Genomic DNA, 26,303 nt, shown 5'->3' with positions numbered 1-26,303 from the left:
AAAGGAAAAATGATCATGAAAGAATTATATGCACAGCTTGGAATCTCTTCCTCAGTTTACGATTTCGGTAAATCCGTGGAAGATTCCCTGAAAGAACGTTTTGAGAAATTTGATAAGACTGCAGAATACAACCAGATGAAGGTTATCCGCGCCATGCAGAAGAACCGTGTCAGTGAGGCTTGTTTCGGAGCTTCCTCCGGTTATGGCTACAACGACCTTGGCCGCGAAACTCTGGAGCAGGTCTATGCCGATACCTTCCACACAGAAGCCTGTCTGGTACGCCCGCAGATCACCTGCGGAACTCATGCACTTGCCATTGCTCTCTTCGGAAACCTGCGCCCCGGTGACGAGCTTCTTTCTCCTGTAGGAAAGCCTTACGATACCCTGGAAGAAGTGATCGGTATCCGCCCATCCAATGGTTCCCTTGCGGAATATGGCGTAAAATATCGTCAGGTGGATCTTCTCGAGGATGGCACCTTTGATTATGAAAACATCAGAAAAGCAGTCAATGAAAAAACAAAGCTGGTAACCATCCAGCGTTCCAAAGGCTATCAGACCCGTCCTTCTTTCTCCGTAAAACAGATCGGTGAGCTGATCTCTTTTGTAAAAAAGATCAAGCCGGATGTGATCTGCATGGTAGATAACTGCTACGGAGAATTCGTAGATACCATCGAGCCAAGTGATGTAGGTGCGGATATTATGGTCGGCTCCCTGATCAAAAATCCAGGTGGTGGCCTTGCTCCTATCGGTGGTTATATCGCAGGAAGAAAAGACTGTGTGGAAAATGCCTCCTACCGTATGACCTGCCCGGGACTGGGCATGGAAGTCGGTGCAACTCTTGGTGTAAACCGTTCTCTGTATCAGGGATTTTTCCTTGCACCGATGATCACCAAAGGAGCTTTAAAGGGCGCTGTTTTTGCAGCGAACATTTATGAAAAGCTTGGTTTCCCGGTAGTTCCCAACAGCACAGAGCCACGTCAGGATATCATCCAGGCGGTCACTCTCGGAACACCGGAGGGTCTTGTAGCATTCTGCCAGGGTATCCAGGCTGCTGCACCGGTAGACAGCTTTGTGACACCAGAGCCGTGGGATATGCCGGGATATGACAGTCAGGTGATCATGGCAGCAGGTGCTTTCATCCAGGGTTCTTCCATTGAGCTTTCTGCCGATGGCCCCATGAAACCTCCTTATGCAGTTTATTTCCAGGGTGGTCTTACCTGGGAGCATGCAAAGCTGGGAATCCTGAAATCTCTTCAGTATATGGTTGATAAGGAACTTGTGAAATTATGAAAAAATCCGAAGGACCGGACTTAAAAAAACAGATCTTTGTCGTAGGAGCCGGTGCTTCCGGTCTTATGGCAGCTATTCAGGCTGCTATAAACGGAGCTGCAGTTACGGTTCTGGAACAAAATGACCGTCCCGGCAGAAAAATCTGTGCTACGGGAAATGGCCGTTGTAATATGACGAACCTGAATCAGGATGAAAACGCTTACCGGGGATCTCATCCTGAATTTGCCAAAGATGCTCTGGCACAGTTTCCTGTGGAAAAAACTCTGAAATTCTTTCAGGAATTGGGAATCTGTACCACAGACCGCAACGGATGGATCTATCCCCGAAGCAACCAGGCACAGAGTGTAGTAGATGTTCTTGTCATGAAGGCACGCAGCCTGAAGGTAAAGCTGAAAACCAATCAGACTGTTACCGGCGTGTCTTTTGCAGACGGACGGTGGAAGATCCATACTGACGGATGGACCTACAGTGGTGATGCCGTGATCCTTGCAAATGGTTCCCGTGCTTCTTCCGTTGCAGGTTCCTGCGAAAGCGGATACGAAATTGCAAAAAGTCTTGGACATCATCTGATCGAACCCCTTCCAGCTCTGACAGCTCTGAAATGTAAGGGAAATTCTTTTTCCGGCTGGAGTGGTGTACGAACAGAAGGGACGATAACACTTTATATAGACGGCACACCGACAGTCTCCCAGCAGGGAGAGCTGCAGCTTACCGATTACGGTGTATCCGGGATCCCGGTATTCCAGATTTCCCGCTATGCTATCCGTGCCGTCCATGAAAACAAAAATGTGGAGCTTTCCATAAATTTTTTTCCGGAACTGAGCCGGAAAGAGCTGGAAGAATACCTGGAGCACAGAAAAGCAGCCTGCCCTTACAAAACAGAAAAAGAACTTCTAATCGGACTTTTTCCTGAAAAACTGATCCGTGTTTTATGCGCACAGAAGGATCTTATCCGCGGGATCACCGATTTTCGTCTCCCGGTAAAAAACGGCCTTTCCTTTGAACAGGCACAGGTTTGTTCCGGTGGAGTGGATACGTCTGAAGTTCACAGCAAAACCTTGGAGTCCAGACTTCATAAAGGTCTTTATTTTGCCGGAGAGCTCCTTGACATTGACGGTACCTGCGGAGGTTATAACCTGCAGTGGGCATGGTCAAGCGGAGCTGCCGCCGGTATCTGGGCAGCAAAGGAGGAAGAAAAATGATCCGGATCACACAGCTGAAGCTTCCCATCACCCATACAGAAGAGCAGCTTCACCGAAAAATAGCAAAAATACTTCGTCTTGGAAATCAGCCGTTCACCTATGAGATCCGAAAACAATCTCTGGATGCCCGGCACAAAGAGGAAAAAAAATTTGTCTACACTGTAGATATTAAACTGGATAACGAATCCCGTGTTCTCAAAAAAGTTCACAATAAAAATATTATGTTAACCTCTGAGAAGAAATATCATTTTCCCTCATCTGGCTCTGAAACTCTGTCCCATCGTCCTGTAGTGATCGGAAGCGGACCTGCAGGATTATTCTGTGCCTGGTACCTGGCCAAAGCCGGGTACTGTCCACTGGTACTGGAACGGGGAGAAGAAGCAGACAAACGACAGGAAACAGTGGAAAATTTCTGGAAAAACGGCATCCTGGATCCGGATTCCAATGTACAGTTCGGAGAGGGCGGTGCAGGGACTTTTTCCGATGGAAAGCTGAACACTCTGGTAAAAGATACTTTTGGAAGAGGAAGGGAGGTTCTTTCCCGATTTGTGGAGGCAGGAGCTCCTTCCGAGATCCTTTACCAGCAAAAGCCTCATCTTGGCACAGATCAGCTTGTAGGTATCGTTCAGTTTATGCGTCATCAGATTGAAGAAATGGGTGGGGAATTCCGTTTTCGTTCCACAGTAACTGATCTGATAATCCGTGACCGGAAGCTTAACGCAGTCATTGTCAATGCAAAAGAGGAAATACCAGCAGAAATCTGTATTCTTGCTCCCGGCCACAGCGCCAGAGATACATTTGCCATGCTGGATAAACACAATATAAATATGGAGCCGAAATCTTTTGCGGTGGGGGTACGCGTGGAGCATCCTCAGACCATGATCAACCGGGATCTTTACGGAGAACCGGAAAACGACCGTCTGGGTGCAGCCAGCTACAAAGTTACCCATACACTGGAAAACGGACGTGGCGTTTATTCTTTCTGTATGTGTCCCGGCGGATATGTTGTAAATGCATCTTCTGAAGAAGATATGCTTGCAGTGAATGGTATGAGCTATCAGGCACGTGACAGCCATAATGCCAACAGTGCTATCATCGTTACGGTAAACCCTTCTGATTTTCCTGAAGAGGGAGTTCTCGGCGGAATCGCTCTGCAGAGAAAACTGGAGCGCGCTGCCTGGGAAGCCGGAAACGGAAAAATCCCGGTACAGCTTTTCAAAGATTACTGTACACATCAGAAAAGTACCAGGCTTGGAGATGTGATCCCCTGTATCAAAGGAGCTTATACACTTACCGATGTCCGCAGTATTTTCCCGAAAGAGATCGGCGATTCCATTGAAGCAGGAATCCATGCTTTTGGAAAAAAGCTTTCCGGTTTTGACCGGCCGGATGCATTGCTGGAAGGAGTAGAAAGCCGTACTTCTTCTCCTGTACGGATCGTTCGGGAACCGAAAAAGCTCACTTCCAATATAGAAGGGATCTACCCCTGCGGAGAGGGCGCCGGTTACGCCGGAGGCATTACATCCGCAGCGATGGACGGGATCAAGGTGGCAGAAGCAGTCGCTTCCGTTTATGCCCTGCCTGTAAACAAAATATGAAAAAAGTGGAAATTTCCGGGATAGAGTGTACATCCCTGCCTTTTTATGCTAAAATAACTTCTGCAATTTTGCATCCCCTTCTTCGAGAGCGAAAAGGGAAATCATATGAAAGATACTATAATGGAAATGCCAGATTATCAGCGCCCGTATGAAAAATGTCTGCGGGAAGGAGAACAGTCCTTAAGCGATCGAGAGCTTCTTGCCGTGATTCTGCGCTGTGGCGTACAGGGATCTAGTTCCCTGACTCTGGCAGATAAAATCCTGAATTTATCGAAACAGACCGGATACAGTGGCCTGCTTGGACTGTTTCATATTTCCATGCAGGAACTGATGAAGATCCATGGGATCGGTAAGGTAAAAGCCATACAGCTGAAATGTATCGGGGAACTTTCCAAGCGTATGGCAACCGCAGCTGCAAAACCGGAATTGTCTTTTCACCATCCGGTAACCATTGCGAAGTATTATATGGAGCGGCTCCGGCATGAAGAACAGGAATTGCTTTACTGCATGATGCTGGACGGACATAACCATTTGTCGGGTGAACAGCTTTTAAGCCGCGGTACAGTCAATGCCACACTGATCACACCAAGAGAAATCTTCGTAGAAGCTGCAAAATATCGTGCGGTGAACCTGATCCTGGTCCACAATCATCCGGGTGGTGATCCATCCCCCAGTCAGGCTGATCTGGATGTTACGGAACGGATTTATCATTGCGGTGAACTCCTCGGCATCCATCTTCTGGATCATATCATCATCGGTGATCACAGGTATGTCAGTTTCCGCGAAAAAGGGATTTTTGATGAATATACTTAAGTGAAGGGACGGATTTATGCTTTTTAGAAATAATTACGGAGTAGACCTTGGAAGCAGCTCTGTAAAAGTCTATTCATTTTTCAGAAACAAAAGTTACATAGAAAAGAACATGGTAGCCTACAGAGGACGCCGGATCCTTGCCATAGGGAACGAAGCTTATGAAATGTTTGAAAAATCACCTGCGGATATTTCCGTAAATTCTCCCATGGCTTTCGGTATGCTGGCAAATCTGGAATTGCAGGAGATCGTCCTTTACAGCATGATAAAAAAGATCGATCATACATCCGGTCTCGGAGCAGACATGTATTTTTCCGTGCCACTTGATATGACGGCTATCGAAAAGAGGGCATATTATTATCTGGTCAATGGCCACTGGCTGCGAAAAAACCGTGTTTTTATGGTGGAGTCCCCTATTGCAGATGCCATTGCCATGGGAATCGACCCTGAAAAAAATCAGGGAAGCATGATCGTAAACATCGGTGCACAGAGTACAGCGCTTTCCATCATAACCGACGGCAAGATCATCATTAGCCGTAAGATCCCCATCGGAGGCAGACAGATGAACGAATCTATCTGCAGCGAGATCCGAAAACATTATAATCTTCAGATTGGAACACGAACTGCAAAACGTCTGAAAGTAGTTATGGGAAGACTGAACGATCAGAAAAAAGAAGCCCGAAAAGTAGTCGGGATCGACAGTATTTCCGGACTTCCACGAGAAGAAGTTATTTCTGCCTACGTTGTTAATGAGGGGATCGCCAACTGTGTGAACCAGATCGCAGCAGAGATGAAATCTTTTCTGGAACGTACCCCGCCACAGATCGCTTATCATATTGCAAAAGAGGGCATTTATCTGACCGGCGGCAGTACACGGCTACCTTATATAGATAACTATCTGGCTAGCTATACAGGATTTGCCTTTAATCTTTCTGATCTGTATGAAACTTCTGCAGCATACGGCCTGGAAAAAATCATCCGCGACAGAAACCTGCGCAAATGGGCCCAGCCGGTAAAGCAGAAAAAACTGTAAAGGGGCATATATAATGAAAAACATCCGAAAAAAAGTGCGTTTTCATTTTAATTTAAAAAGTAAACATCTTCTGGTAATCATGACACTTTTCTGTGGAAGCTGCATTGTAGCCACAGCAGCCTCCGGAACCTCTTCCGCACCACTTCAGGAGGTAGCCGGTTTTCTTATCGTTCCCTTTGAAAAGGGGATCGCCGGTGTCAGCGATATATTTGGAAATGTAAAAAACAATCTTCGTGACAAACAGGACGTGCTTCAGGAAAACGAAGAGCTGAAAAGTCAGATCAACAGTCTTACGGAGCAAAACAACATCCTGATCCAGGACCAGACAGAGCTCACACGCCTGAAGGAACTTTACGATCTTGATCAGGAATATACCGACTATCCCAAGGTTGCCGCAAGGATAATCTCCAAAGATCCCGGAAACTGGTATGATACCTTTATGATCAACAAAGGCAGTAATAACGGGATCCGGGTTGATAACAACGTGATCGCCGGAAAGGGTCTTGTGGGTATCGTCACAGAAGTGGGGCCCTCCTGGGCTACTGTCCGTTCCATCATCGATGACAGCAGCAATGTCAGTGCTATGGCAGTCAGTACCTCCGACAACTGCGTTGTCACCGGAGATCTGAAACTGATCGATGAAGGTAAATTAAGCTTTGAGCAGCTTTACGATCAGGATAACAAGGTAACAGTCGGAGAACGTATTGTCACATCAAATATCAGTGAAAAATATGTGGAAGGACTGTTTATTGGTTATGTCAGTGAGATCCAACAGGATCCCAATAACCTGACAAAAGCAGGTACGATCGTTACCCCGGTTGATTTCGGTCATCTGAAAGATGTATTTGTGATCACCACCAATAAACAGGACGCGATAGACAAATCGGAGGATGCGTCCAATGAAAAATAGGATTATATTATTTATCACTATCATTGTCTGTTTTCTCCTTCAGTGCACAGTAATGGACCGTATTTCCATTGGATCCATCACTCCAAATCTGCTTTTGATCCTGTGTGTATCCATGGGACTTATGCGTGGAAGAAAAGTCGGTCTGTGGACTGGATTTTTTTCCGGGCTTTTTGTCGATCTCTTTTATGGATCATTGTTTGGATTTTATGCACTGATCTATATGTATATAGGTTTTATCAGCGGCTATGCATTCCGCAGTTTTTATGATGATGATCTGAAAGTTCCGCTTTTTCTTGTAGCAGGAACAGATCTTCTTTATAATCTGGCTGTGTATGGCCTCCAGTTTCTGCTCAGAGGCCGTCTTGGATTCTGGACCTACATATACAGGATCATTATCCCCGAAATTGTATATACGGTTTTTCTCACCATCATCGTATACCGGGTATTTTACTGGATCAACTACCACTTAATGGATACTGTAAGGAAAGAAAGTGAGTCTATTTGGGAATTAAAATAAAAAAAATCATCAAAAAAATCCGTCTGAAACGTACTACAGTTCTTGTGATCGTATTTATTTTTCTGTCATCTGTTCTGGTCCGGCAGCTTTTCAGTCTGCAGATCATACAGGGAGAGGATTACATCAGTAAATTTCAGACACGTACCACCAAAACACGCGTGATCAAAAGCACCCGTGGTAATATTTATGACCGTAACGGCACAGTTGTCGCCTCCAATGTACTTGCATATTCTGTCACATTCGAAGATAGCGGTACATACAACAGCACCAGAGAAAAGAATCTGACTCTGAACGGTATCGCCTATCAGGTATTACAGATTCTTTCCAAAAACGGGGACAGCTTATCTGATAATTTTCATATTACCGTCAATGATCATGGAGATTATGCTTTTGATGTAGATGAAGGATTTACTCTTAACCGTTTCCGTGCGGATATTTACGGAGAAGCACAGATTGATGATCTCAGTGATGAGCAGAAAAACGCAACCGCAGCCCAGATCATGGATCATCTTACCGGAAGCAGCGGATTTTCTATCGTTCTTTACGGAAAAGATGCCTACACCCCGGAAGAACTTGCCGCACATTCTCTTCCGGAAGAACTTACTAAACAGGAAATCCTCGAAATTGCGATCATGCGCTATCAGCTGAACACCAACAGTTTCAAGAAATATATGCCGGTGACCATTGCAACAAATGTCAGTGAAAAATCTGTGGCAGCCATAAAAGAAAATCAGGCCGCTCTCCAGGGTATTGACATTGTAGAAGATTCCACCAGAAAATATGTGGACGATGAGAGTATGGCGCCGATCCTCGGTTACACAGGCCAGGCCTCTTCTGAGGAATTGGAAACCCTTCGTAAGGATAATCCTGATTATTCCAATGATGCGGTTGTTGGAAAAGCCGGAATCGAACAGTATATGGAGCTTGAACTTCAGGGAAAAGACGGAGAAGAAACGGTCACAGTTGATAATCTTGGTAAAGTCCTTGACATTGACAATTCTAAAACTGTTGATCCTGTGGCCGGAAACGATGTTTATCTGACCATTGATTCCGACTGGCAGAAGAGTATTTACCAGATCCTGGAACAGCGTGTTGCTGGTATTGTCCTCTCTAAACTGACACCGAATAAAAGCTTTGATTATGAAGCAGAGAAAGATGCAAGTAAGATCACCATCCCAATCTATGATGTATACAATGCACTGATCGCAAACAGTGTGATCGATATCAATAAATTCAGTGATGCAGATGCTTCCGATACAGAAAAAAATTTATACGTCAAATTTCAGCAAAAACAGCAACAGGTTTTTGATACAATAAGTAACAGGCTGACAGGCGACAATCCTCCAGCCTATAAGGATGAAGATACGCAGATGCAGGAATATCTTACCTATATCTGTGATGATCTTCTTACCAATACCTTGAAGGTACTGAAAAGTGATTCCATTGATACCGCGGATGAAACATACAAAGCCTGGAAAAATGATCAGAGTATCAGTCTGAAGGATTATCTGAACTACGCTGCCAGTCAGAACTGGATCGATATTTCCCAGATCTCAACCTCCGGAGAATATCTGGATTCTGAAGAGATCTATCAGGCTCTTACCGCCTATATCATTGATTACCTGAAAACAGATACAGGCTTTTCAAAGCTTCTGTATAAATATATGCTTCAGGAAGACACCATCAGTGGAGAAGATCTGTGTCTTGTTCTCTATGAACAGGGCGTTCTTTCCAAAGAAGACGAGCTGTATCAGACAATGGCCTCCGGTGGTCTTGATGCCTACACCTTCATGTATCGCAAGATCGCAAATCTTGAGATCACACCGGCCCAGCTTGCGTTGGCTCCGTGCTCTGCATCTGCGGTGATCACAGATACTGCAACCGGAAATGTTCTCGCATGTGTTTCCTATCCGGGATATGATAATAATCGTCTGACCAACAATATGGATACTGATTATTATGCAAAGCTTTCCACAGATCTTTCCAGCCCGTTCTTCAACAAGGCAACACAGCAGAAGACGGCTCCAGGATCTACCTTAAAGATCTTATCTACTGTTGCCGGCATGTCTGAGGGCGTAATAGATGATGGCACATATATTGAATGTACAGGAAGCTTTGACCTTGTAACACCTCCGATCAACTGCTGGAATAAACAGGGCCACGGTTCTCTTGATATCCGTGAAGCCATTGAGCAGTCCTGTAACGTATTTTTCACTACGATTGGTTTCGAACTTGGTAAAGATTCCGAAGGTAACTTTTCTGAAGCCAGAAGTCTTGGAATGCTTCAGAAATATGCTTCCCTCATGGGATTGGATCAGAAAACCGGCATTGAAATTTCCGAGGCTTCTCCGCAGGTTTCTGACAAAAACGCCGTCCCTTCCTATATTGGACAGGGTACCAATGCGTTTACGACCAGCCAGCTTGCACGTTATGCGTCAACGATCGCCACTTCCGGTACGATCTATAAGCTTTCCCTTCTGGACCGTGTGACGGATTCCAAAGGAAAACTTATAAAGGAATATCCTTCCGAAACAGCTGGACAGCTGGATCTTTCCAGCAATATCTGGGATGACATCCATGACGGTATGTATCGTGTGGTGCAGACTCATGATCAGTTTAACGGACTTGGAGTTGAAGCAGCAGGAAAAACCGGTACTGCCGAGATTGACTATTATCATCCGAACAATGCACTTTTTATCGGATATGCGCCTGTTTCTGATCCCAAGTACGCAATATCTGTTCGAATCGCAAACGGATATGCATCCGGTAATGCCTGCCTTGCAGCTAATGATATCTTTAAATACATTTTCGGACTTGCAGATGAAAGCACCATTCTCACTGGCTATGCAGCAAGCGATACCAGTAATGTATCGAATGACTAAACAAACTTTATGAGGATACCAGAAGTGTGGAACATTTTATAGGAGGAATCAGAAAACATGAGTGAAGTCATTGTCATTACATCTGGAAAAGGCGGTGTTGGAAAAACCACCACCGTGGCAAATATCGGGACCGGACTGGCTGCCATGGGAAAAAGGGTTGCAGTTGTAGATACCGATATCGGACTCCGAAATCTGGATGTTGTCATGGGACTGGAGAACCGTATTGTTTACAATCTGGTTGATGTGATCAATGGGAGCTGCCGCCTGAAACAGGCACTGATCCGGGATCGTCGGCATTCAGAACTGTATCTTCTTCCGTCTGCCCAGACCAAGGACAAAACTGCCGTATCTCCGGAACAGATGATCAAGCTTACCGATGATCTCCGGGAAGAATTCGATTATGTCCTTCTGGATTGTCCGGCAGGAATTGAACAGGGATTCAAAAATGCAGTAGCCGGGGCGGACCGTGCACTGGTCGTGACCACACCGGAAGTTTCCGCGATCCGTGATGCAGACCGTATCATCGGGTTGCTGGAGTCCGGAGGGCTCCGGGATATCCGGCTGATCATCAACCGGCTTCGACCGGAAATGATCGCCAGAGGTGATATGATGTCTGTAGAAGATGTGTTGGAAATCCTGGCTGTGGATCTGATCGGTGCGATCCTGGATGATGAACAAATCGTGATCTCCACAAATCAGGGAGAACCTTTATCCGGAAAAAATTCTCAGGCAGAAGAAGAGTATCGCAATATCTGCCGGAGGCTTATGGGCGAAGAAGTCCCTTATGTTACTGTCCGTCGGAAAAATGGTGTATTCCACCGTCTTGGCAGCATTTTTCGAAAATAAGAGACACTTTGCTGTCTGACATTTTTCATCACAGGAGGAATGATTATGGGATTTTTCTCCGGGAAAAACCACTCTGCAGGCTATGCACGCGACAGGATGAAGCTTCTTCTTGTATCGGAACGCATAGACTGTTCTCCACAGATGATGAAGCTTTTACGGAACGATCTGATACATGCCGTAAAAAAATACGTTGTAATTGATGAACCAGGGGTGACCATACAGATCACACAGGAACCACCTGTTCTGCATGCAGTCATACCCGTACTTAAGAAAAGAGATGCATAATTTATGATTAAACAGTATAAGCTGCGGTTTTACAATTTTCGACTGGTGACCTTTCTCCTGGCGATCAGCTTTATTGGAATTCAGCTTGTAGGAACAGCTGCCGACTACCTTCGCACACGTCAGCTTCTGGGTGTGATCATCGGTGTGGTCTTTATGCTGATCCTTTCACTGATGGATTATTCCTGGCTGCTGAACTTTCAATGGATCATGTATGGATTTAATATCGTTATGCTTCTGGCTGTCCGGTTCTTCGGATCCAGCGCCAATGGTGCTGCCAGATGGGTGGATTTAGGTTTTATCCGATTCCAGCCTACCGAGCTTTCAAAGATCATTATTATCCTGTTTTTTGCCAAATTTTTTATGGATCATGAGGAAGATCTGAATACTTTAAAGACTCTGATACAATCAGCTGTCCTTCTGGTCATCCCACTGATGCTGATCTATGTACAGCCGGATATGAAAAACACCATCACCGTAACTGTTCTGTTCTGTATTCTGATCTACATCGCAGGACTTAGTTATAAGATCATCGGCGGTGTAGCCTTGATCGCGATTCCTCTGGCCATCATCTTTCTGTCCATTATCGTGCAGCCGGATCAGAAACTGATACAGGATTACCAGAGAAACCGTATCATGTCATTCCTGTATCCGGAGAACGAAGAATACGCAGATGATATTGAACAGCAGAACAACTCAAAAACAGCCATCGCCTCCGGAGAGCTTGTGGGACGTGCTTTCAGTAATGACACCAGTGTTACATCCGTAAATGATGGAAACTTTGTTTCTGAGAATCAGACCGACTTTATTTTTGCGGTGGCTGGAGAGCAGTACGGATTTATCGGCTGTACTCTGATCGTACTGCTGCTGTTTCTGATCACCTTTGAATGTATCCGTATGAGCCTGCGGGCCAAGGATCTTGCCGGTAAGATCATATGCTGCGGTGTTGGAAGCATTGTTTCCATACAGAGCTTCATCAACATCTGTGTTGCTACCGGTCTTGCACCAAACACAGGTACTCCGCTTCCTTTTGTAAGCTATGGTCTTACTTCTCTGATCAGCCTGTTTATGGGTATGGGACTTGTTCTCAATGTAGGACTGCAGAGCAGTGCATATAATAAAGAATTACAGAAAAAAGGTCAGAAATCGGATACCTACTTTCGGAAAGAGGAATACTTATGACACGTAAAGAACCTGTAAAAACTCATGTACGTTCTGGCAATCCTTCCAGAGGTCAGGCTTCCCGGGCTGCACATACAGCCTCCAGGGGGACAAAAAGAACTTCCACCACGCCGTCTGACAGAACTGTTTCTGCCAGACGTAAAGCTCAGAATACACGGATGAAACGGATGCGTCGTAAAAGGATCCGCAACACTATTTTTCTCCTTCTTCTGCTGATCGTACTATGTACAGCTGGCGGTTTTGGCGTTTACATGCTGAAGGGCGGTGATTTTTCCACTCCTGCAAATTCTTTCAATGCATTCTCCGAATTTGATAATACTCTGACTTCCAAGGAAGAACAGCGCGCGGCAGGTTTCGCCCATAATCTCTGTGTTGTTACAAAAGATGTTGCTCTGGATTCTGTCAGTCTGGATGACAGCCAATCCGGTGTGCTTCTGAATCTCAGTGATAAAAAGGTACTCTATGCAAAAGGTGCCTACAACAAGGTTTATCCTGCCAGCATCACAAAGATCATGACAGCTATGCTTGCACTGAAATATGGGAACATGGATGATACAGTAACGATCTCACAGGAGAATGTTACCCTGGAATCCGGTTCTCAGGTAGCTGGTTTCCAGGCGGGAGATCAGGTTACCATGGATCAGCTTCTTCATTGTCTTCTTGTTTATTCTGCCAATGATGCAGCATCTGCCATTGCGGAACACATAGGTGGAACAACAGATAAATTTGTAGAAATGATGAACAGCTTTGCTGCAGAACTTGGCTGTACAGGAACTCACTTTACCAATCCCCATGGTCTTCAGGACGAAAATCATTATACAACGCCTTATGACATTTATCTGATGCTGAAAGAAGCCCTGAATTATCCGGAGTTTACAGACATCACACAAATGGCATCTTATACAGTTAGCTATAAGCATTCCGATGGCTCCGACGCAAGTGCTACCTTACCCGCTACAGATCATTATCTTACCGGAGAGGCAGCAACTCCTAAGGATGTCACTATCCTTGGAGGAAAAACTGGAACAACCGATAAAGCCGGTAACTGTCTCGCACTTTTAAGCCAGAATGCTTATGGGAAGCCATTTATTTCCATCGTCATGGGTGCGTCTTCAAAGGATGTTCTTTATCAGGAAATGACATCCTTGCTCCAGAACATCAACTGACAGGATTACAAACCAAAAATAAAAAAGCAAATCTGTTTGAAATTTTATTTCGCAGATTTGCTTTTTTATTCTTTTTTTACATTCAGTTAATTTCTACTGTGCCATCACTGCCGGTATCTTCGGGCTCACTGCTATCAAGATCCGTATCCGAAGTACCACTGTAATCATTGTCATTGACCACTTCACCGGAGCCACTGTCCGGATCTTCATAATTACCTGCGCCTTCGCCGGTTCCATCTGAAGATGTATCTGAAGTATCCGAGGTATCTGCTCCATTCGCTTCACTATCAGTATTGCCATCGTAAGAATTATCACCTGGATCATAAGTCGGCTCTTCCGTATAGGAATCTCCGTCCCCAGTATCGTCATAAGAATACGAACTCTCGGACCCACTGCTGTAGCTGTCCTCTGTATAGATTGGAAAATCCGCATCAGAAGTTCCCTCTGATGTAGAATCTGTAACAGGCTCCGCCGCATTATTATCCGGAATAGCAGTAAGACGAGAAACCGTTCCATCCTTTGGGACGACAATATAGATTCCCAGCATCACGATACATAATGCCATGGCTAATCCGGCAATCTTCATTTCTTCCATATGTTTCATCGCTGATGATCTCCCTGTCGTTTTTTTGTATTATAGCACAGAATCACTCATATTTGTAAAACAGCCTTGTATTTCTTTTGTTTTTCTGTAACAGTTCCCGGAATTTATTTCACGATCATATAGACACACTTTCTCTGGATGTTTATAATAAATAATCATATTTATTCATAAGCTTAAAGAAAGGCGTAACATTTTATGGGCGACTGCATTACCACATACACTGGAAAACACTTTGATCCGACACATCCGGCCGAAGAGCTGATCTGCATTGAGGACATTGCACACGCGCTTTCTCTTCTATGCCGCGGAAATGGCCATGTACGGACTTTTTTCTCCGTAGGGCAGCACTGCATCCTCTGTGCCAAAGAAGCCGAGGCACGCGGCTATTCCGGCCGTCTTATACTGGCGGCTCTTCTTCACGATGCCAGCGAATGTTATATGTCCGATGTTCCAAGACCATTTAAGAAAAGTCTTCCTGAGTATCGGAAACAGGAGGAAGCTCTTTTAAACATTATCTATCAGAAATATCTAGGATCCGGACTTTCTGCCATAGAAGAACAGAAGCTGAAGGAGATCGACAATGACCTGCTCTGGTATGACCTGAAATATCTTCTGAATGAAACACCGGACACTCCAAAACCGGTTGTCCATGTTCCGATCCAATACCGGCAATACCCTTTTTCACAGGTGGAAGAGGAATATCGGAACCTTTTTAACCAGTTGTCTGTAAAAATCTGTAAATAGATATAACAGACAAACTTTATACAATTGAAAGAAGAACCCTATATGGAACGATTGATTTTTCATGTTGATGTAAACAGTGCTTTTCTTTCCTGGGAGGCAGCAAAAAGAGTAAAGATGGGACTTCCGGATCTGAGAGACATCCCTTCCTGTATTGGCGGAGACCCCAGTAAACGTACCGGCATCGTTGTCGCCAAGTCCATTCCCGCAAAAAAATACGGGATTCAGACAGGAGAGCCCATGGCTATGGCTTTTCGCAAATGTCCGAATCTTGTGGCCGTTCCATCTGACTTTGAATTATACGATAAATGTTCCAGAGCCTTCAAAAAAATCTGTGCGTCCTATGCACCGGTAATGGAATCCTTTTCCATTGATGAGGTTTTTCTGGATATGACCGGAACCTCCTATATTTACCCGGATCCGGTGGCAACTGCCCATGAACTGAAGGATAAGATCCGTACAGAACTCGGCTTTACCGTAAATATCGGCATCTCCACCAATAAACTTCTTGCCAAAATGGCCTCTGATTTCGAAAAGCCAGATAAAGTGCATACTTTATTTCCGGAAGAAATCCCTGTAAAAATGTGGCCTCTTCCAGTGAGAGAACTCCTTTTTCTTGGCAGATCCTCCGAAAAAAAGCTGCAGGATACAGGAATCAGAACCATCGGAGATCTGGCTCATGAAAAAAAAGCAAAAATACAGGCACTTCTCGGTGAAAAGGCAGGACAGCAGTTATATCAGTATGCCCGTGGCCTGGATGACTCCCCTGTGAAAGCAAAACCTGATGAAGCAAAAGGATTCAGTCTGGAAACTACCTTTAACGATGATCTTGTCTCCCTGGAGCAGGCACTTCCGATCCTGTTGGAACAATGCGATATTCTGGCTGCCCGCATGCGCCGCAAAAAGAAAAAATGCACCTGCATTTCTGTAACCTTCCGTACCCTGGATTTTCAAAACAAATCTCATCAGACTAAACTGCCAAATGCCACCGACATCACAGAAGAGATTTACAGAAATGCCCAAAATCTCTTTCAGGAATCCTGGATGAAACAGCCACTCCGGCTCCTGGGAGTATCACTGACCGGTCTTACGGATGATTCCTTTGAACAGCTTTCCTTTTTTGAGGATACTCACAGGAAGGAACGCCAGCAGAAACTGGATGCCGCACTGGATTCAATCCGTCTGAAGTACGGAAACGACAAGGTTACCCGGGCCAGTATCATGAACAGCACTGCCCGGATCGGAAGGAAAGCAAAAGCACAGATGGAAAATGAAAGAGAGCAGTAAGACCTGATTAAAATTACCAGATTTTTTCAAAAAACCCTTGCAATTTTATTCATAATGCACTATAATTTGAAGCATATCAATAGCAATTTTATTCAAAATTATTATATGTGTCTAAGGAGGAAAACAGGATGGTTGAACTGATCGTAGGAAAGAAAGGCAAAGGAAAAACAAAAGTACTGTTAGACAAAGTAAACGGAGCTGTTAAAGACGCCAACGGCAGTATTGTTTACTTAGACAAGAGTACTAAGCACATGTATGAGCTGAACAACAAGGTCCGCCTTATCGATGTTTCCGGATTTCCGGTTAAGAATGGGGACGAATTTGTAGGATTTATCTGTGGTATCCTCTCTCAGGATCATGATCTGGAGCAGATATATCTGGACAGCTTCCTTACAACAGCCAAGCTTGAAGGAAAGGACGCAACCGAAACACTGGATCAGTTAAGTGCCATCGGTAAAACCTTCAAAGTTTCCTTTATTATCAGTATGTCTCTGGATAAAGAAGAAGTTCCGGAAGCATATCAGGATAAAATTATCTGCGCATTATAATAAAATTGAATATGAACGTCCTATTTTGTACATAAAGCATAAAAGAACGTAAATTTTTAAAGGAATCTGTCTTCAGGACGGATTCCTTTTTAACTGTAGAGGACTTTGTTTATTCTTCATTTCTGTGGTATACTGAAGAGCAGAATAAACACACAGGAGCGTTTCATATGAATCATTTACTGGAAAAAATCAAACAGAAAAATGCATCCGCATTCACCCACAGCGGAAAATTTCACGCAGACGATGTTTTTTCCGCCGCACTGCTTTTATATCTGAATCCCGAGATCACCATCACACGTGGAAACCAGGTTCCTGAAAACTATGAAGGTCTTGTTTTTGATATTGGCAGAGGACAGTATGATCATCATCAGAAAGACAGCCGTATTCGCGATAATGGCGTCCCATATGCGGCCTTCGGCCTTCTCTGGGAGAAGCTTGGACCGGAAATCCTAGGTGAGGAGCTGGCACTAAAATTTGATGAATCTTTTGTCCAGCCTCTGGATATCAATGATAATACCGGTGAAAAAAATGAACTTGCCACACTGATCGGCAATTTCAACCCGGGATGGGATTCCAAAAGCAACAATGACGAAGCCTTTTTTCAGGCAGTCAGTGTGGCAGGCATGATCCTGGAAAATAAATTCGAGCGTTACCTTGGAAACGAACGTGCAGACAGACGGGTGGAAGAAATTCTTACAGAACATGCTGCTTCCCTCGCTTCGGGCGATACCCCGGCAGAAAATACCAATATCCTTATACTTCCGGAATTTATTCCCTGCCAAAAGCGCCTTTCGGAAACCAACATTGCTTTTGTGATCTTTCCGTCCAACCGGGGCGGTTACTGTATCCAGCCACAGAAAAAAGAATATTCCATGAATTACAAATGCAGTTTTCCTTCTTCCTGGCTGGGCCTGGAAGGCGAGGAGTTGTCTTTGGTAACCGGTCTTAAAAGTGCAGCTTTTTGTCATAAAGGAGGATTTCTCATGATATGCGGAACCCTTGAGGATTCTGTTCTTGCCTGCAGGAGCAGCCTTGCCGCCTTCCATGAAGAAGCTGTGATCGTAAGCCTTGGCGGAAATAAAGAAACAGACATACTGCTTCAAAAGCTTCCGGATCTTTCTTCTGCCAGGATCGTACATCTGCCGGTTCCCCGGTTACCGGAGCTGACTCTGAACGGGATCTATGGAGAACTCTCCATGGAAAAGGCAGAATGGAAAAGCTTTATAAAAGACAGGATTAAAGAAATCCTCAGTTGCAAACCAGAAGCAGTTTTTGCAGATAATGCCATGTTTTCCCTGTATCCCATCGTTCATGCTCTGCGAAAAAAACATATTCCCGTTCTTACAGCAGTAGAAAAAGACGGACAGAAGCTTCTGGTACGGATCCCATCCGGTTCTTAAAGATCTTAAACGTGTAATTAATTGTATTTACAGATATATTCGCACTGCGTATTTATACAGAAAGAAGGCATATTTATGCGAGAAGAAAAATTTAAAATGGAAAGACAGGGGCTGATCCAGGTGGGAGATAAAGTAAAAATCTCCGAATTTCTCTCTGCCACTAACTACAGCTATATCATTGAGCCTGCAGTAGCCATGTCCGGCTGCTACAGAAACGCAGACCGCATCAGATCCAAAGAGGGAATCATCAAAAGCATTGAGCATACGCCACGCGGCTTTATAGTTACTGCAGAATTTGACGAATAAACATAGTATCCATCAGATAAAATCCGGCAATTAGCAATCTGCCGGATTTTTCGCTGAAAAACTGGCTGATTTATTCTGGATTATATTATAGGAATCTGGTATTATAGAGAAGATATTTGTGTAATTTCCCTAATTATCAGGAAATTATAAATTTTTAGAACAGAGGTGTAATATTATGAGCTGGTACAACGAAGCAATCTTCTACCATATTTATCCACTTGGACTTACAGGCGCTCCAAAAGAAAATGATTACGGAACTCCTGTACATCGACTGAACACACTGCTGCCGTGGATCAACCACATCAAAGAGATCGGATGTACTGCCTTATATATAGGGCCGCTTTTTGAAAGTGTCGGACATGGCTACGAGACAACCGATTACAAAAAACTGGATTCCCGTCTCGGAACCAATGAAGATCTCACCAATTTTGTAAAAGCCTGCCATGAAAAAGGCATCCGTGTGATCTTTGATGGTGTATTCAACCATACAGGCCGTGATTTCTTCGCTTTTAAGGATATCCAGAAAAACCGTGAGCATTCCCCTTACGTTAACTGGTACTGTAATGTAAATTTCGGCGGAAATACCGAATATAATGACGGTTTTTCCTATGAAAACTGGGGTGGATACAATCTTCTTGTAAAACTGAACCAGCGCAATCCGGAAGTACAGAACTATATCTGTGATGTGATCCGTTTCTGGGTTTCCGAATTTGATATTGACGGAATCCGCCTGGATGCCGCTGATGTACTGGATTTTGATTTTATGCGGATTCTCCGCCATACCGCAGACGAGGTCAAGAAAGATTTCTGGCTTATGGGAGAGGTTATTCACGGAGATTACAGCCGCTGGGTAAACGGGCAGACTCTCCACAGTGTAACCAACTATGCCCTTCACAAAGCACTTTACAGCGGACATAATGACCACAACTATTTTGAAATCGCTCATACAGTAAAATATCTTCAGAATATGGGAGATCTTGACCTCTACAATTTCGTGGACAACCATGACGTAGAGCGAATTCATACCAAATTGCAGAACAAAGCACATTTTGCTCCTGTACATGTACTTCTTTATACTTTACCTGGCGTTCCAAGCATTTATTACGGCTCAGAATTCGGTATTGACGGAAAAAAAGAAAAATTTTCCGATGCCAGCTTACGTCCGGCACTTGATCTTAACGATTATGCGGATGCTGCAACAAAGAACCCATGTACTGCACTGATCGCAGCCCTCGGAAAGGTCCGCCAGGGAACTCCTGCATTAAGCTACGGTTCCTACGCAGAACTGGCTCTTACAAACCGTCAGTTTGCCTTTGCAAGAGATCTGGAAGGCATACGAGTGATCGTTACTGTGAATAATGATGACAGTGATGCAGAGATGAACCTTCCAACTGGAAGTGCACCGGAATACGTAGGTGCTCTCACAGGTCAAAAGGTTTCCGCACAGAGCGGACGGATCCGTGTCCGTGTTGCAGCAAACAGCGGTGAGATCTGGATTCCTGCAGGAGATATGCCGGAATACAAACCGGTTCAGACTGATGTTCCGGAAACTGCTGCAGCAAAAGAGAACGAAGACGCTGCATCTGAGGCAGAAGAGGAGCAGGAGGCTGAAAACAACACTGTAACAGAAGCTGCCCCGGAAAAAGAAGCTTCAAACGCTGAAAATACAGATAAAGCTTCTGACAATACAGCAAACCCGGCGGATGTTCCGTCAACTCCTGAAGCAGAGTCTTCCAATCTGCAGGAAACGGCCGCTGCACCAAATCCGCACAAAACAAAACACCGGAAGAAATGACAGTAGGCGAACTTCAGGCTGCTATCCTTGCAAAAATGGCAGGAAACGGTCCTGTAGACGACCAGATGAAAAAGACCGTATACGACAACATCTGGCATGATTCACTTGTCAACTGGCTGAAGAGCTTCCGATAGGAAAAAAATAATAAAGTAAGATTCCATAAAAAACAAGGCAATCCGATCATATCTTATGCGGTAAGCCTTGTTTTTTTGTGAAAAAAGATATTTATTTCACATAATATATATTATGTAAAGTTATGATCCTGTTATTCTGTAATTTAAGAGAATAAAAAAACAGCAGAGATTTCTACCTTAAACAGGCCAGAAATCCCCACTGCTTTTATCATTCTGTTTATTATCTCTCATCAAAAGGTACAAAATCTGCATGATGCCCCACATACTTATAAGCAGGACGGATGATCTTATTGGCACTGATCAGTTCTTCCAGACGATGTGCACTCCAGCCAGGCATACGTGCGATGGCAAAGATCGGAGTAAAAAGTTCTTCCGGAATACCAAGCATTGAGTAAACGAAACCACTGTAGAAGTCAACATTTGCGCAAACATTTTTGAACAGCCTTCTGTGTTCCATGATCAGCTTTCCGGCAATACTCTCAACCTTATCATAGAGCTTAAATTCCTCCATCATTCCTTTTTCCTCTGCAAGAGCCTGTGCAAAACGCTTCAGGATCACTTCTCGCGGATCGGAGAGTGTATAAACTGCATGTCCCATACCATAGATCAGACCTGCATGATCAAATGCTTCTTTATTCAGTATTTTCTGCAGATATGCTGTGATCTCCTCATCACTTTCCCAGTCCTTTACATTGGTCTTCAGATCTGTAAACATGTTCTGGACCTTCAGGTTGGCGCCACCATGACGCGGTCCCTTCAGTGAACCGATGGATGCAGAGGTAGAAGAGTAGCTGTCTGTTCCGGAAGATGTTACTACATGTGTGGTAAAAGTAGAGTTATTACCACCACCGTGCTCTGCATGAAGTACAAGTGCGATATCAAGAACCTTGGCCTCAAGCTCTGTATATTTGCCGTCCGGACGAAGCATCAGAAGGATATTCTCGGCAAGTGAAAGCCCCTTCTGCGGATTGCGGATAAAAAGTGTCTCATCTTTACGGAAATGACGATATGCATGGTAGGAGTAAACCGCGATCTCAGGAAGCTTGGCGATCAGTTCCAGAGACTGGCGGAGTACATTCTCCACAGAAATATCTTCCGGGTTATCATCATATGTATAGAGAGCAAGTACGCAGCGCTCCATAGCATTCATAATATTGGCATTGGTTCCCTTCATGACAACGTCACGGACAAAACGTCCTCCCAGATCCTCCATGTCAGAAAGAAGCTCAAGGAATCTGGAAAGCTCTTCCTTGCTGGGAAGCTTACCGAAAATCAGAAGATAGATCGTCTCCTCAAAGCCAAAACGTCTGTCCTTCAATCCGTTTACGATATCCTGCACATTGATTCCCCGGTAATACAGTGCACCGTCTGCAGGAATACGTCTGCCATTGACCAGCTTATAGCCGGTAACATCGGAAATCTCAGTAAGCCCTGTGAGAACACCTTTACCTGCGGAATCACGAAGTCCTCTTTTTACATCGTATTCCACATAAAGGTTGGGATCGATGTGATGATTCTCTACCAGTTCCTTTTCAAAGAATTTCATTCTGCCTTTCAGCTGTTCGGAGTCCTCCAGACTCATCATTTCATGCTTTTTTTCCATAATTTTTTCCTCGTTTCCCCATTGTATATTAAAAAACACTGATACAGTTAAGATTGGTTACATCTTTGTAATCAGTGTTCGGGTATGGCATACATTTGTGTTCACCTGGTTAATAATTCTACAGTAAAAGCTCCGAAAATGCAAGAGGGTATTTCTTTTTTTCGTGTATAAATATTCATAATCTGACCTATTTCATCTATTAGTAAATTTATTCACCAAAATCTGTCTGGTTTCCATACCGAACCTGTGTTATGATTGTTCTGTGGCTTTTCTTATAATAGTAGAAGGGAGAATTAAAAAGAAATGCAAAGCAGCATCAACAACATTTACCGGCTGGATGGAACCGTTCCCATTGCCAAAGCGATTCCTTTTGGGCTTCAGCACATCCTTGCCATGTTTGTTTCAAATCTGACACCGATCACGCTGATCGCAGCCTCAGCTCAGCCGGCTCTTACCCAGGCCCAGATCGCAATTCTGCTTCAAAATGCTATGTTTGTGGCGGGAATTGCTACTCTGATACAGCTGTATCCATTATGGAAGATTGGTTCCAGACTTCCGGTGGTAATGGGAGTCAGCTTTACCTTTGTCACCGTTTTAAGCACTGTTGCAGCTAATTACGGCTATCCTGCCGTGATCGGTGCGGTTATGATCGGCGGTATCATGGAGGGAACTCTTGGTCTTCTTGCAAAATACTGGCGTAAGATCATTACACCGGTTGTAGCAGCTTCTGTCGTAACTTCTATTGGATTTTCACTGTTTACTGTAGGCGCAAGATCCTTTGGCGGCGGCTATAGCGAAGACTTCGGTTCTGCCCGAAACCTTCTTCTTGGTACCATTACACTTGCAGTGTGCCTTCTCTGGAATATCCTCAGCAAAGGGTATTTAAAACAGTTATCTGTACTGGCTGGACTGATAGTAGGATACATAATTGCCATCTTTATGGGAAAAGTCGATCTTGGTTCTATCTTATCCGGTGGCCTTATCTCTCTGCCTCACCTACTTCCCGTAAAACCTGAATTCCATGCAGGAGCCATTGTTTCCACCTGCATTATCTTCCTGGTATCTGCGGCAGAGACCATCGGTGATACCTCTGCACTGGTTTCCTCCGGACTGGACCGTGAGATCGCCGGAAAAGAAATTTCCGGTTCTCTCGCCTGTGATGGTTATGCCTCCACAATCTCTTCTCTGTTCGGATGTCCTCCGGTAACATCCTTCTCACAGAATGTAGGACTAGTTGCCATGACAAAGGTTGTAAACCGTTTTACCATTATGACAGGAGCTGTATGTATGATCCTGGCCGGACTGCTGCCGCCTATCGGAAACTTTTTCGCCTCACTTCCGGATTCTGTTGTCGGCGGATGTACCATTATGATGTTTGGTTCTATCCTGACATCCGGTGTACAGATGATCGCTTCCTGCGGTTTTTCACAGAGAAATATCACTATTGTTTCTCTTTCTCTTGCTGTCGGAATCGGATTCACCACAGCAAGCGAGAGCGGGATCTGGAATATTTTCCCGTCGATCATACAGTCCGTTTTTGCGCAAAATGTAGTTGCTGTTGTATTTATCATCTCCATTGTTTTAAGCTGTATCCTGCCTGAAAACATGGACATTGAAAAAATCAAGGAATAGGAATGTAAAAATGTTTAAAATTCTCATTGCGGAAGATGACCGGGAACTCCGCCAGCTTTTCCAGCATGTCCTCTTAAAAAACGGTTATACAGTAAAAGGGGTCTCTGACGGGCAGGAAGCGCTGGATGCCCTGGAAAAAGATTACTACGATCTGATCATTTCAGACATAATGATGCCCAATATGGATGGCTATGAACTGGTCCGCTCACTCAGAGATGCCGGAGATTCCATTCCTGTACTTATGGTCACTGCCAAAGATGCTTTTGATGATATGCGTATGGGATTTCTGTCCGGTACCGATGATTATATGGTGAAACCGGTCAATATCAATGAACTGGTTTTGCGGGTAGGTGCACTTCTCCGCAGAGCACAGATGATCAATGAGCGGAAACAGCGAATCGGAGATACCATTTTGGAGTGCGATTCCCTGACGGTATCCACCTCCTCGGAAAGTATGGTACTTCCTCAGAAAGAATTCATGCTCTTATATAAGATGGTTTCCTTTCCGGGAAAAATCTTTACCCGGCAACAGCTTATGGACGATATCTGGGGATATGATTCCGCAAGTGATGCCCACACAGTAGATGTCCACATCGGAAGGCTTCGGGAACGCTTCCGCGATAATCCGGATTTTAAGATCATGACGATCCGTGGAGTCGGATATAAGGTGATAAAGGCATGAAAAAGAAACCCTTCATAAATTTAAGCATTCGTTTACGTTTTATCTTTATGATCATGTCGGAGCTTGTCTGTGTATCTCTGATATCCTGGCTCGTTATGGATGTGCTGCATATTTCAGACGTTCCGAACATCGTATGGATTATCCTGGCCAGCGTGGCCGCAGGGGGTGTCCTTAACAACTTCCTCAGTATCCGGTATTTCGGGCCTGTACTAAAGCTGAAAAAAGCCATGCAACAGGTTGCAGAAGGCGATTTTTCCGTCCGACTGGAAACTGAAAAGCAAATGAAGGAAATCCGGGATATTTATTCTAATTTCAATCTGATGGTCCAGGAACTGGAAGCAACGGAGATTCTGCAGACAGACTTTGTTTCCAATGTTTCCCACGAATTTAAAACTCCCATCAGTGCCATCGAGGGTTATGCAACTCTGCTGCAGGATGATGACATGCCTATATCAGAAGAGCAGGAGCAGTACATCAACAAAATCCTTTTTAACACCAGAAGGCTTTCCCACCTGGCAGGAAATATCCTGCTGCTGTCCAAAATCGAACACCAGTCGATCCAGACCCGTCAGAATTGGTACCGTCTGGATGAACAGATCCGACAATCCATTGTTATGATGGAACCGAAATGGTCAGAAAAAGAAATTGAATTTGATGTGGACATGATGGATGTGGAGTATCTTGGAAACGAAAATCTCATCTGTCATGTATGGGACAATCTGATTTCCAATGCTATCAAATTCAGTCCCTGTGGTGGTACGATCTATATCCGGATGATGCCGGAAGGAGAAAAGATCCGTTTTTCCATAGAAAACGAAGGCCCCCAGATCAGTGAATACTCCATGAAACATATTTTTGACAAATTTTACCAGGGCGACAGTTCCCATAAACAGGAAGGAAACGGTCTTGGACTTGCCCTTGTAAAACAGATCCTGAACCTGTGCAAGGGAACCGTTTCCGTGGAAAATATTCCCGGAAGCGGCTGTCGTTTTACTGTTATACTGTAAAACAAATACTTTACACATATCCATAAACCCAAAAAACAGCGGACACCTTATTTTTCATGAGGTTCTTCCGTTGTTTTTTATTTTATATAAACTTTTTCATAAACTTCAACAATTGTTGAGAAACAGTTGATGTTAAGTTGCAGATCATCTTTTAAAGTATAGAATAGTTATTTATGAAAAAATACAGGAGATATGGAATATGTTATTAAAAAAAGCACCTGCCTACCGGAAAGCAGAAAAGGAAGATTTTTCAATGATCCGGGAATTTATCCGAAGAAACTATAAAGACCGCTGGGAGTTTGAAGAAACACATACCGAAAAACGTCTGACCAGACTTTTCTTTTACACCTATATGATATACAGAGATAGCGTTACCGTGGCAACCTACCGTGATCAGGTAGTTGGGGTGCTCATTACCGGTAAAGACTCTCATGGCCATTTTGCCCCGGTTTTCCGTATGAAAAAAGGCTATCATTTCCTGCGCCTGAAATTTACTAAGGAAGGCAGGAAGAATCTGGAGCATTTTAACAAACTTCAGGATATGAAAAAACAATTGACTGTTTCCCCGGAGAAACCGACTCCCGGAAATATCCTCTTTCTTTATGTAAGCAAAGATTACCGCAGAAACGGAATCGGTACCGGGCTTCTCAAACAGATTTCAACAGAGAAGGATACGGATTATTCCATATATATGGACCAGCTGGATCAAAGAACATTTATGGAAAGTCATGGTTTCGTAAAGAAAAACGAGGTTTCTCAGATGCGGGAGCTGAACAAAAAACGTTTCCGGGAAAGTGTAGCTCTTTATAAAAAAGAACCGCATTGCGAAACACATTCATGAATTAC

Annotated in this window: 23 protein-coding genes and 1 pseudogene; 22 read left to right on the top strand and 2 right to left on the bottom strand. The window is 44.3% G+C overall.

Annotation, left to right across the window (positions count from 1 at the left end; translation table 11 throughout):
- The first annotated feature begins 15 nt into the window (after nucleotides 1–15).
- From MUB50_RS05615 to MUB50_RS05560, 12 genes are all read left to right on the top strand, one after another.
- Nucleotides 16–1,290, top strand: a complete 1,275-nt coding sequence (locus MUB50_RS05615; RefSeq protein ID WP_244790400.1) for a methionine gamma-lyase family protein — start codon at nucleotides 16–18, stop codon at nucleotides 1,288–1,290.
- Nucleotides 1,287–2,492: an NAD(P)/FAD-dependent oxidoreductase gene (locus MUB50_RS05610; protein WP_118515489.1), complete on the top strand. Its 1,206-nt coding sequence runs from the start codon at nucleotides 1,287–1,289 to the stop codon at nucleotides 2,490–2,492. Before MUB50_RS05615 ends, MUB50_RS05610 begins: the two co-directional genes overlap by 4 nt.
- Nucleotides 2,489–4,090, top strand: coding sequence for an NAD(P)/FAD-dependent oxidoreductase (locus MUB50_RS05605; RefSeq protein WP_118515487.1), 1,602 nt, complete (start codon nucleotides 2,489–2,491; stop codon nucleotides 4,088–4,090). The genes MUB50_RS05610 and MUB50_RS05605 overlap by 4 nt, the downstream gene beginning before the upstream one ends.
- 105 nt (nucleotides 4,091–4,195) lie before the next feature.
- The gene (gene radC, locus MUB50_RS05600) at nucleotides 4,196–4,903 is read left to right on the top strand and encodes a RadC family protein (RefSeq protein ID WP_118515485.1); all 708 of its coding nucleotides are present in this window, start codon (nucleotides 4,196–4,198) and stop codon (nucleotides 4,901–4,903) included.
- 16 nt (nucleotides 4,904–4,919) lie between these two features.
- Nucleotides 4,920–5,933, top strand: coding sequence for a rod shape-determining protein (locus MUB50_RS05595; protein ID WP_118515483.1), 1,014 nt, complete (start codon nucleotides 4,920–4,922; stop codon nucleotides 5,931–5,933).
- Between the two features lie 13 nt (nucleotides 5,934–5,946).
- Nucleotides 5,947–6,843 carry a rod shape-determining protein MreC gene (gene mreC / locus MUB50_RS05590; RefSeq protein WP_118515481.1) on the top strand — a complete coding sequence of 299 codons (897 nt, stop codon included), beginning with the start codon at nucleotides 5,947–5,949 and terminating at the stop codon, nucleotides 6,841–6,843.
- On the top strand, nucleotides 6,833–7,360 hold the full coding sequence (mreD, locus tag MUB50_RS05585) for a rod shape-determining protein MreD (RefSeq protein ID WP_021652034.1): 528 nt from the start codon (nucleotides 6,833–6,835) through the stop codon (nucleotides 7,358–7,360). Before mreC ends, mreD begins: the two co-directional genes overlap by 11 nt.
- Nucleotides 7,345–10,242, top strand: a complete 2,898-nt coding sequence (locus tag MUB50_RS05580) for a penicillin-binding transpeptidase domain-containing protein (RefSeq protein ID WP_118369264.1) — start codon at nucleotides 7,345–7,347, stop codon at nucleotides 10,240–10,242. Before mreD ends, MUB50_RS05580 begins: the two co-directional genes overlap by 16 nt.
- A 57-nt stretch (nucleotides 10,243–10,299) precedes the next feature.
- The gene (gene minD / locus MUB50_RS05575) at nucleotides 10,300–11,088 is read left to right on the top strand and encodes a septum site-determining protein MinD (protein WP_015525126.1); all 789 of its coding nucleotides are present in this window, start codon (nucleotides 10,300–10,302) and stop codon (nucleotides 11,086–11,088) included.
- Nucleotides 11,089–11,133: 45 nt separating this feature from the next.
- Nucleotides 11,134–11,373, top strand: a complete 240-nt coding sequence (gene minE, locus MUB50_RS05570; protein WP_015525127.1) for a cell division topological specificity factor MinE — start codon at nucleotides 11,134–11,136, stop codon at nucleotides 11,371–11,373.
- Nucleotides 11,374–11,376: 3 nt separating this feature from the next.
- Nucleotides 11,377–12,552 (top strand): FtsW/RodA/SpoVE family cell cycle protein, encoded by a 1,176-nt coding sequence (locus tag MUB50_RS05565; protein ID WP_118369262.1) that lies wholly within the window; start codon nucleotides 11,377–11,379, stop codon nucleotides 12,550–12,552.
- Nucleotides 12,549–13,718, top strand: a complete 1,170-nt coding sequence (locus MUB50_RS05560; RefSeq protein ID WP_173753641.1) for a D-alanyl-D-alanine carboxypeptidase family protein — start codon at nucleotides 12,549–12,551, stop codon at nucleotides 13,716–13,718. Before MUB50_RS05565 ends, MUB50_RS05560 begins: the two co-directional genes overlap by 4 nt.
- A gap of 82 nt (nucleotides 13,719–13,800) precedes the next feature.
- Here the strand turns inward: MUB50_RS05560 and MUB50_RS05555 are convergent, their stop codons facing one another.
- Nucleotides 13,801–14,322 (bottom strand): hypothetical protein, encoded by a 522-nt coding sequence (locus MUB50_RS05555; RefSeq protein WP_173753640.1) that lies wholly within the window; start codon nucleotides 14,320–14,322, stop codon nucleotides 13,801–13,803.
- A 195-nt stretch (nucleotides 14,323–14,517) separates the two neighbouring features.
- Between MUB50_RS05555 and MUB50_RS05550 the strand changes: the two genes are divergently transcribed.
- From MUB50_RS05550 to MUB50_RS05525, 6 genes and pseudogenes are all read left to right on the top strand, one after another.
- On the top strand, nucleotides 14,518–15,066 hold the full coding sequence (locus MUB50_RS05550; protein WP_118624672.1) for a hypothetical protein: 549 nt from the start codon (nucleotides 14,518–14,520) through the stop codon (nucleotides 15,064–15,066).
- 42 nt (nucleotides 15,067–15,108) lie between these two features.
- Nucleotides 15,109–16,350, top strand: coding sequence for a DNA polymerase Y family protein (locus MUB50_RS05545; protein ID WP_118624674.1), 1,242 nt, complete (start codon nucleotides 15,109–15,111; stop codon nucleotides 16,348–16,350).
- A 128-nt stretch (nucleotides 16,351–16,478) separates the two neighbouring features.
- Nucleotides 16,479–16,898 (top strand): twitching motility protein PilT, encoded by a 420-nt coding sequence (locus MUB50_RS05540; protein WP_177272863.1) that lies wholly within the window; start codon nucleotides 16,479–16,481, stop codon nucleotides 16,896–16,898.
- Between the two features lie 167 nt (nucleotides 16,899–17,065).
- A complete protein-coding gene (locus MUB50_RS05535; protein ID WP_177272862.1) occupies nucleotides 17,066–18,298 on the top strand; it encodes an MYG1 family protein in 1,233 nt (410 codons plus the stop codon).
- 75 nt (nucleotides 18,299–18,373) lie between these two features.
- On the top strand, nucleotides 18,374–18,604 hold the full coding sequence (locus MUB50_RS05530) for a hypothetical protein (protein ID WP_015525138.1): 231 nt from the start codon (nucleotides 18,374–18,376) through the stop codon (nucleotides 18,602–18,604).
- A gap of 175 nt (nucleotides 18,605–18,779) precedes the next feature.
- A pseudogene (locus MUB50_RS05525) lies at nucleotides 18,780–20,533 on the top strand (alpha-amylase family glycosyl hydrolase).
- Between the two features lie 220 nt (nucleotides 20,534–20,753).
- Here MUB50_RS05525 and MUB50_RS05515 read toward each other — a convergent pair.
- The gene (locus MUB50_RS05515) at nucleotides 20,754–22,136 is read right to left on the bottom strand and encodes a citrate/2-methylcitrate synthase (RefSeq protein ID WP_227752265.1); all 1,383 of its coding nucleotides are present in this window, start codon (nucleotides 22,134–22,136) and stop codon (nucleotides 20,754–20,756) included.
- A gap of 303 nt (nucleotides 22,137–22,439) precedes the next feature.
- Between MUB50_RS05515 and MUB50_RS05510 the strand changes: the two genes are divergently transcribed.
- The 4 genes from MUB50_RS05510 to MUB50_RS05495 all read left to right on the top strand — a co-directional run bounded on the left by MUB50_RS05510 (nucleotide 22,440) and on the right by MUB50_RS05495 (nucleotide 26,298).
- Complete coding sequence (locus MUB50_RS05510) at nucleotides 22,440–23,768, top strand: uracil-xanthine permease family protein (protein WP_118624678.1); 1,329 nt, start codon at nucleotides 22,440–22,442, stop codon at nucleotides 23,766–23,768.
- A 10-nt stretch (nucleotides 23,769–23,778) separates the two neighbouring features.
- Nucleotides 23,779–24,450, top strand: coding sequence for a response regulator transcription factor (locus MUB50_RS05505; RefSeq protein WP_118515457.1), 672 nt, complete (start codon nucleotides 23,779–23,781; stop codon nucleotides 24,448–24,450).
- Nucleotides 24,447–25,457, top strand: a complete 1,011-nt coding sequence (locus tag MUB50_RS05500; RefSeq protein ID WP_118624680.1) for a sensor histidine kinase — start codon at nucleotides 24,447–24,449, stop codon at nucleotides 25,455–25,457. Before MUB50_RS05505 ends, MUB50_RS05500 begins: the two co-directional genes overlap by 4 nt.
- Before the next feature lie 199 nt (nucleotides 25,458–25,656).
- Nucleotides 25,657–26,298: a GNAT family N-acetyltransferase gene (locus MUB50_RS05495; RefSeq protein ID WP_177272860.1), complete on the top strand. Its 642-nt coding sequence runs from the start codon at nucleotides 25,657–25,659 to the stop codon at nucleotides 26,296–26,298.
- The last annotated feature ends 5 nt before the right edge of the window (nucleotides 26,299–26,303 follow it).

The organism is Blautia sp. NSJ-140 (genome assembly GCF_022868965.1).
Taxonomy (GTDB): Bacteria; Bacillota; Clostridia; order Lachnospirales; family Lachnospiraceae; genus Blautia_A.
The sequence above is the reverse complement of the archived record's forward strand: the minus strand, read 5'-3'. Positions and strand labels throughout refer to the sequence as shown.

Bases quoted from the DNA above. Each gene is read 5' to 3' on its own strand.
- MUB50_RS05500 (WP_118624680.1), top strand. From the start codon at position 24,447: ATGAAAAAGAAACCCTTCATAAATTTAAGCATTCGTTTACGTTTTATC.
- minD (WP_015525126.1), top strand. From the start codon at position 10,300: ATGAGTGAAGTCATTGTCATTACATCTGGAAAAGGCGGTGTTGGAAAA.
- mreC (WP_118515481.1), top strand. From the start codon at position 5,947: ATGAAAAACATCCGAAAAAAAGTGCGTTTTCATTTTAATTTAAAAAGT.
- MUB50_RS05565 (WP_118369262.1), top strand. From the start codon at position 11,377: ATGATTAAACAGTATAAGCTGCGGTTTTACAATTTTCGACTGGTGACC.
- MUB50_RS05605 (WP_118515487.1), top strand. From the start codon at position 2,489: ATGATCCGGATCACACAGCTGAAGCTTCCCATCACCCATACAGAAGAG.
- mreD (WP_021652034.1), top strand. From the start codon at position 6,833: ATGAAAAATAGGATTATATTATTTATCACTATCATTGTCTGTTTTCTC.
- MUB50_RS05595 (WP_118515483.1), top strand. From the start codon at position 4,920: ATGCTTTTTAGAAATAATTACGGAGTAGACCTTGGAAGCAGCTCTGTA.
- MUB50_RS05530 (WP_015525138.1), top strand. From the start codon at position 18,374: ATGCGAGAAGAAAAATTTAAAATGGAAAGACAGGGGCTGATCCAGGTG.
- MUB50_RS05545 (WP_118624674.1), top strand. From the start codon at position 15,109: ATGGAACGATTGATTTTTCATGTTGATGTAAACAGTGCTTTTCTTTCC.
- MUB50_RS05510 (WP_118624678.1), top strand. From the start codon at position 22,440: ATGCAAAGCAGCATCAACAACATTTACCGGCTGGATGGAACCGTTCCC.
- MUB50_RS05610 (WP_118515489.1), top strand. From the start codon at position 1,287: ATGAAAAAATCCGAAGGACCGGACTTAAAAAAACAGATCTTTGTCGTA.
- MUB50_RS05495 (WP_177272860.1), top strand. From the start codon at position 25,657: ATGTTATTAAAAAAAGCACCTGCCTACCGGAAAGCAGAAAAGGAAGAT.
- MUB50_RS05505 (WP_118515457.1), top strand. From the start codon at position 23,779: ATGTTTAAAATTCTCATTGCGGAAGATGACCGGGAACTCCGCCAGCTT.
- MUB50_RS05515 (WP_227752265.1), bottom strand. From the start codon at position 22,136: ATGGAAAAAAAGCATGAAATGATGAGTCTGGAGGACTCCGAACAGCTG.
- MUB50_RS05555 (WP_173753640.1), bottom strand. From the start codon at position 14,322: ATGAAACATATGGAAGAAATGAAGATTGCCGGATTAGCCATGGCATTA.
- MUB50_RS05615 (WP_244790400.1), top strand. From the start codon at position 16: ATGAAAGAATTATATGCACAGCTTGGAATCTCTTCCTCAGTTTACGAT.
- MUB50_RS05540 (WP_177272863.1), top strand. From the start codon at position 16,479: ATGGTTGAACTGATCGTAGGAAAGAAAGGCAAAGGAAAAACAAAAGTA.
- minE (WP_015525127.1), top strand. From the start codon at position 11,134: ATGGGATTTTTCTCCGGGAAAAACCACTCTGCAGGCTATGCACGCGAC.
- MUB50_RS05550 (WP_118624672.1), top strand. From the start codon at position 14,518: ATGGGCGACTGCATTACCACATACACTGGAAAACACTTTGATCCGACA.
- MUB50_RS05535 (WP_177272862.1), top strand. From the start codon at position 17,066: ATGAATCATTTACTGGAAAAAATCAAACAGAAAAATGCATCCGCATTC.
- MUB50_RS05560 (WP_173753641.1), top strand. From the start codon at position 12,549: ATGACACGTAAAGAACCTGTAAAAACTCATGTACGTTCTGGCAATCCT.
- radC (WP_118515485.1), top strand. From the start codon at position 4,196: ATGAAAGATACTATAATGGAAATGCCAGATTATCAGCGCCCGTATGAA.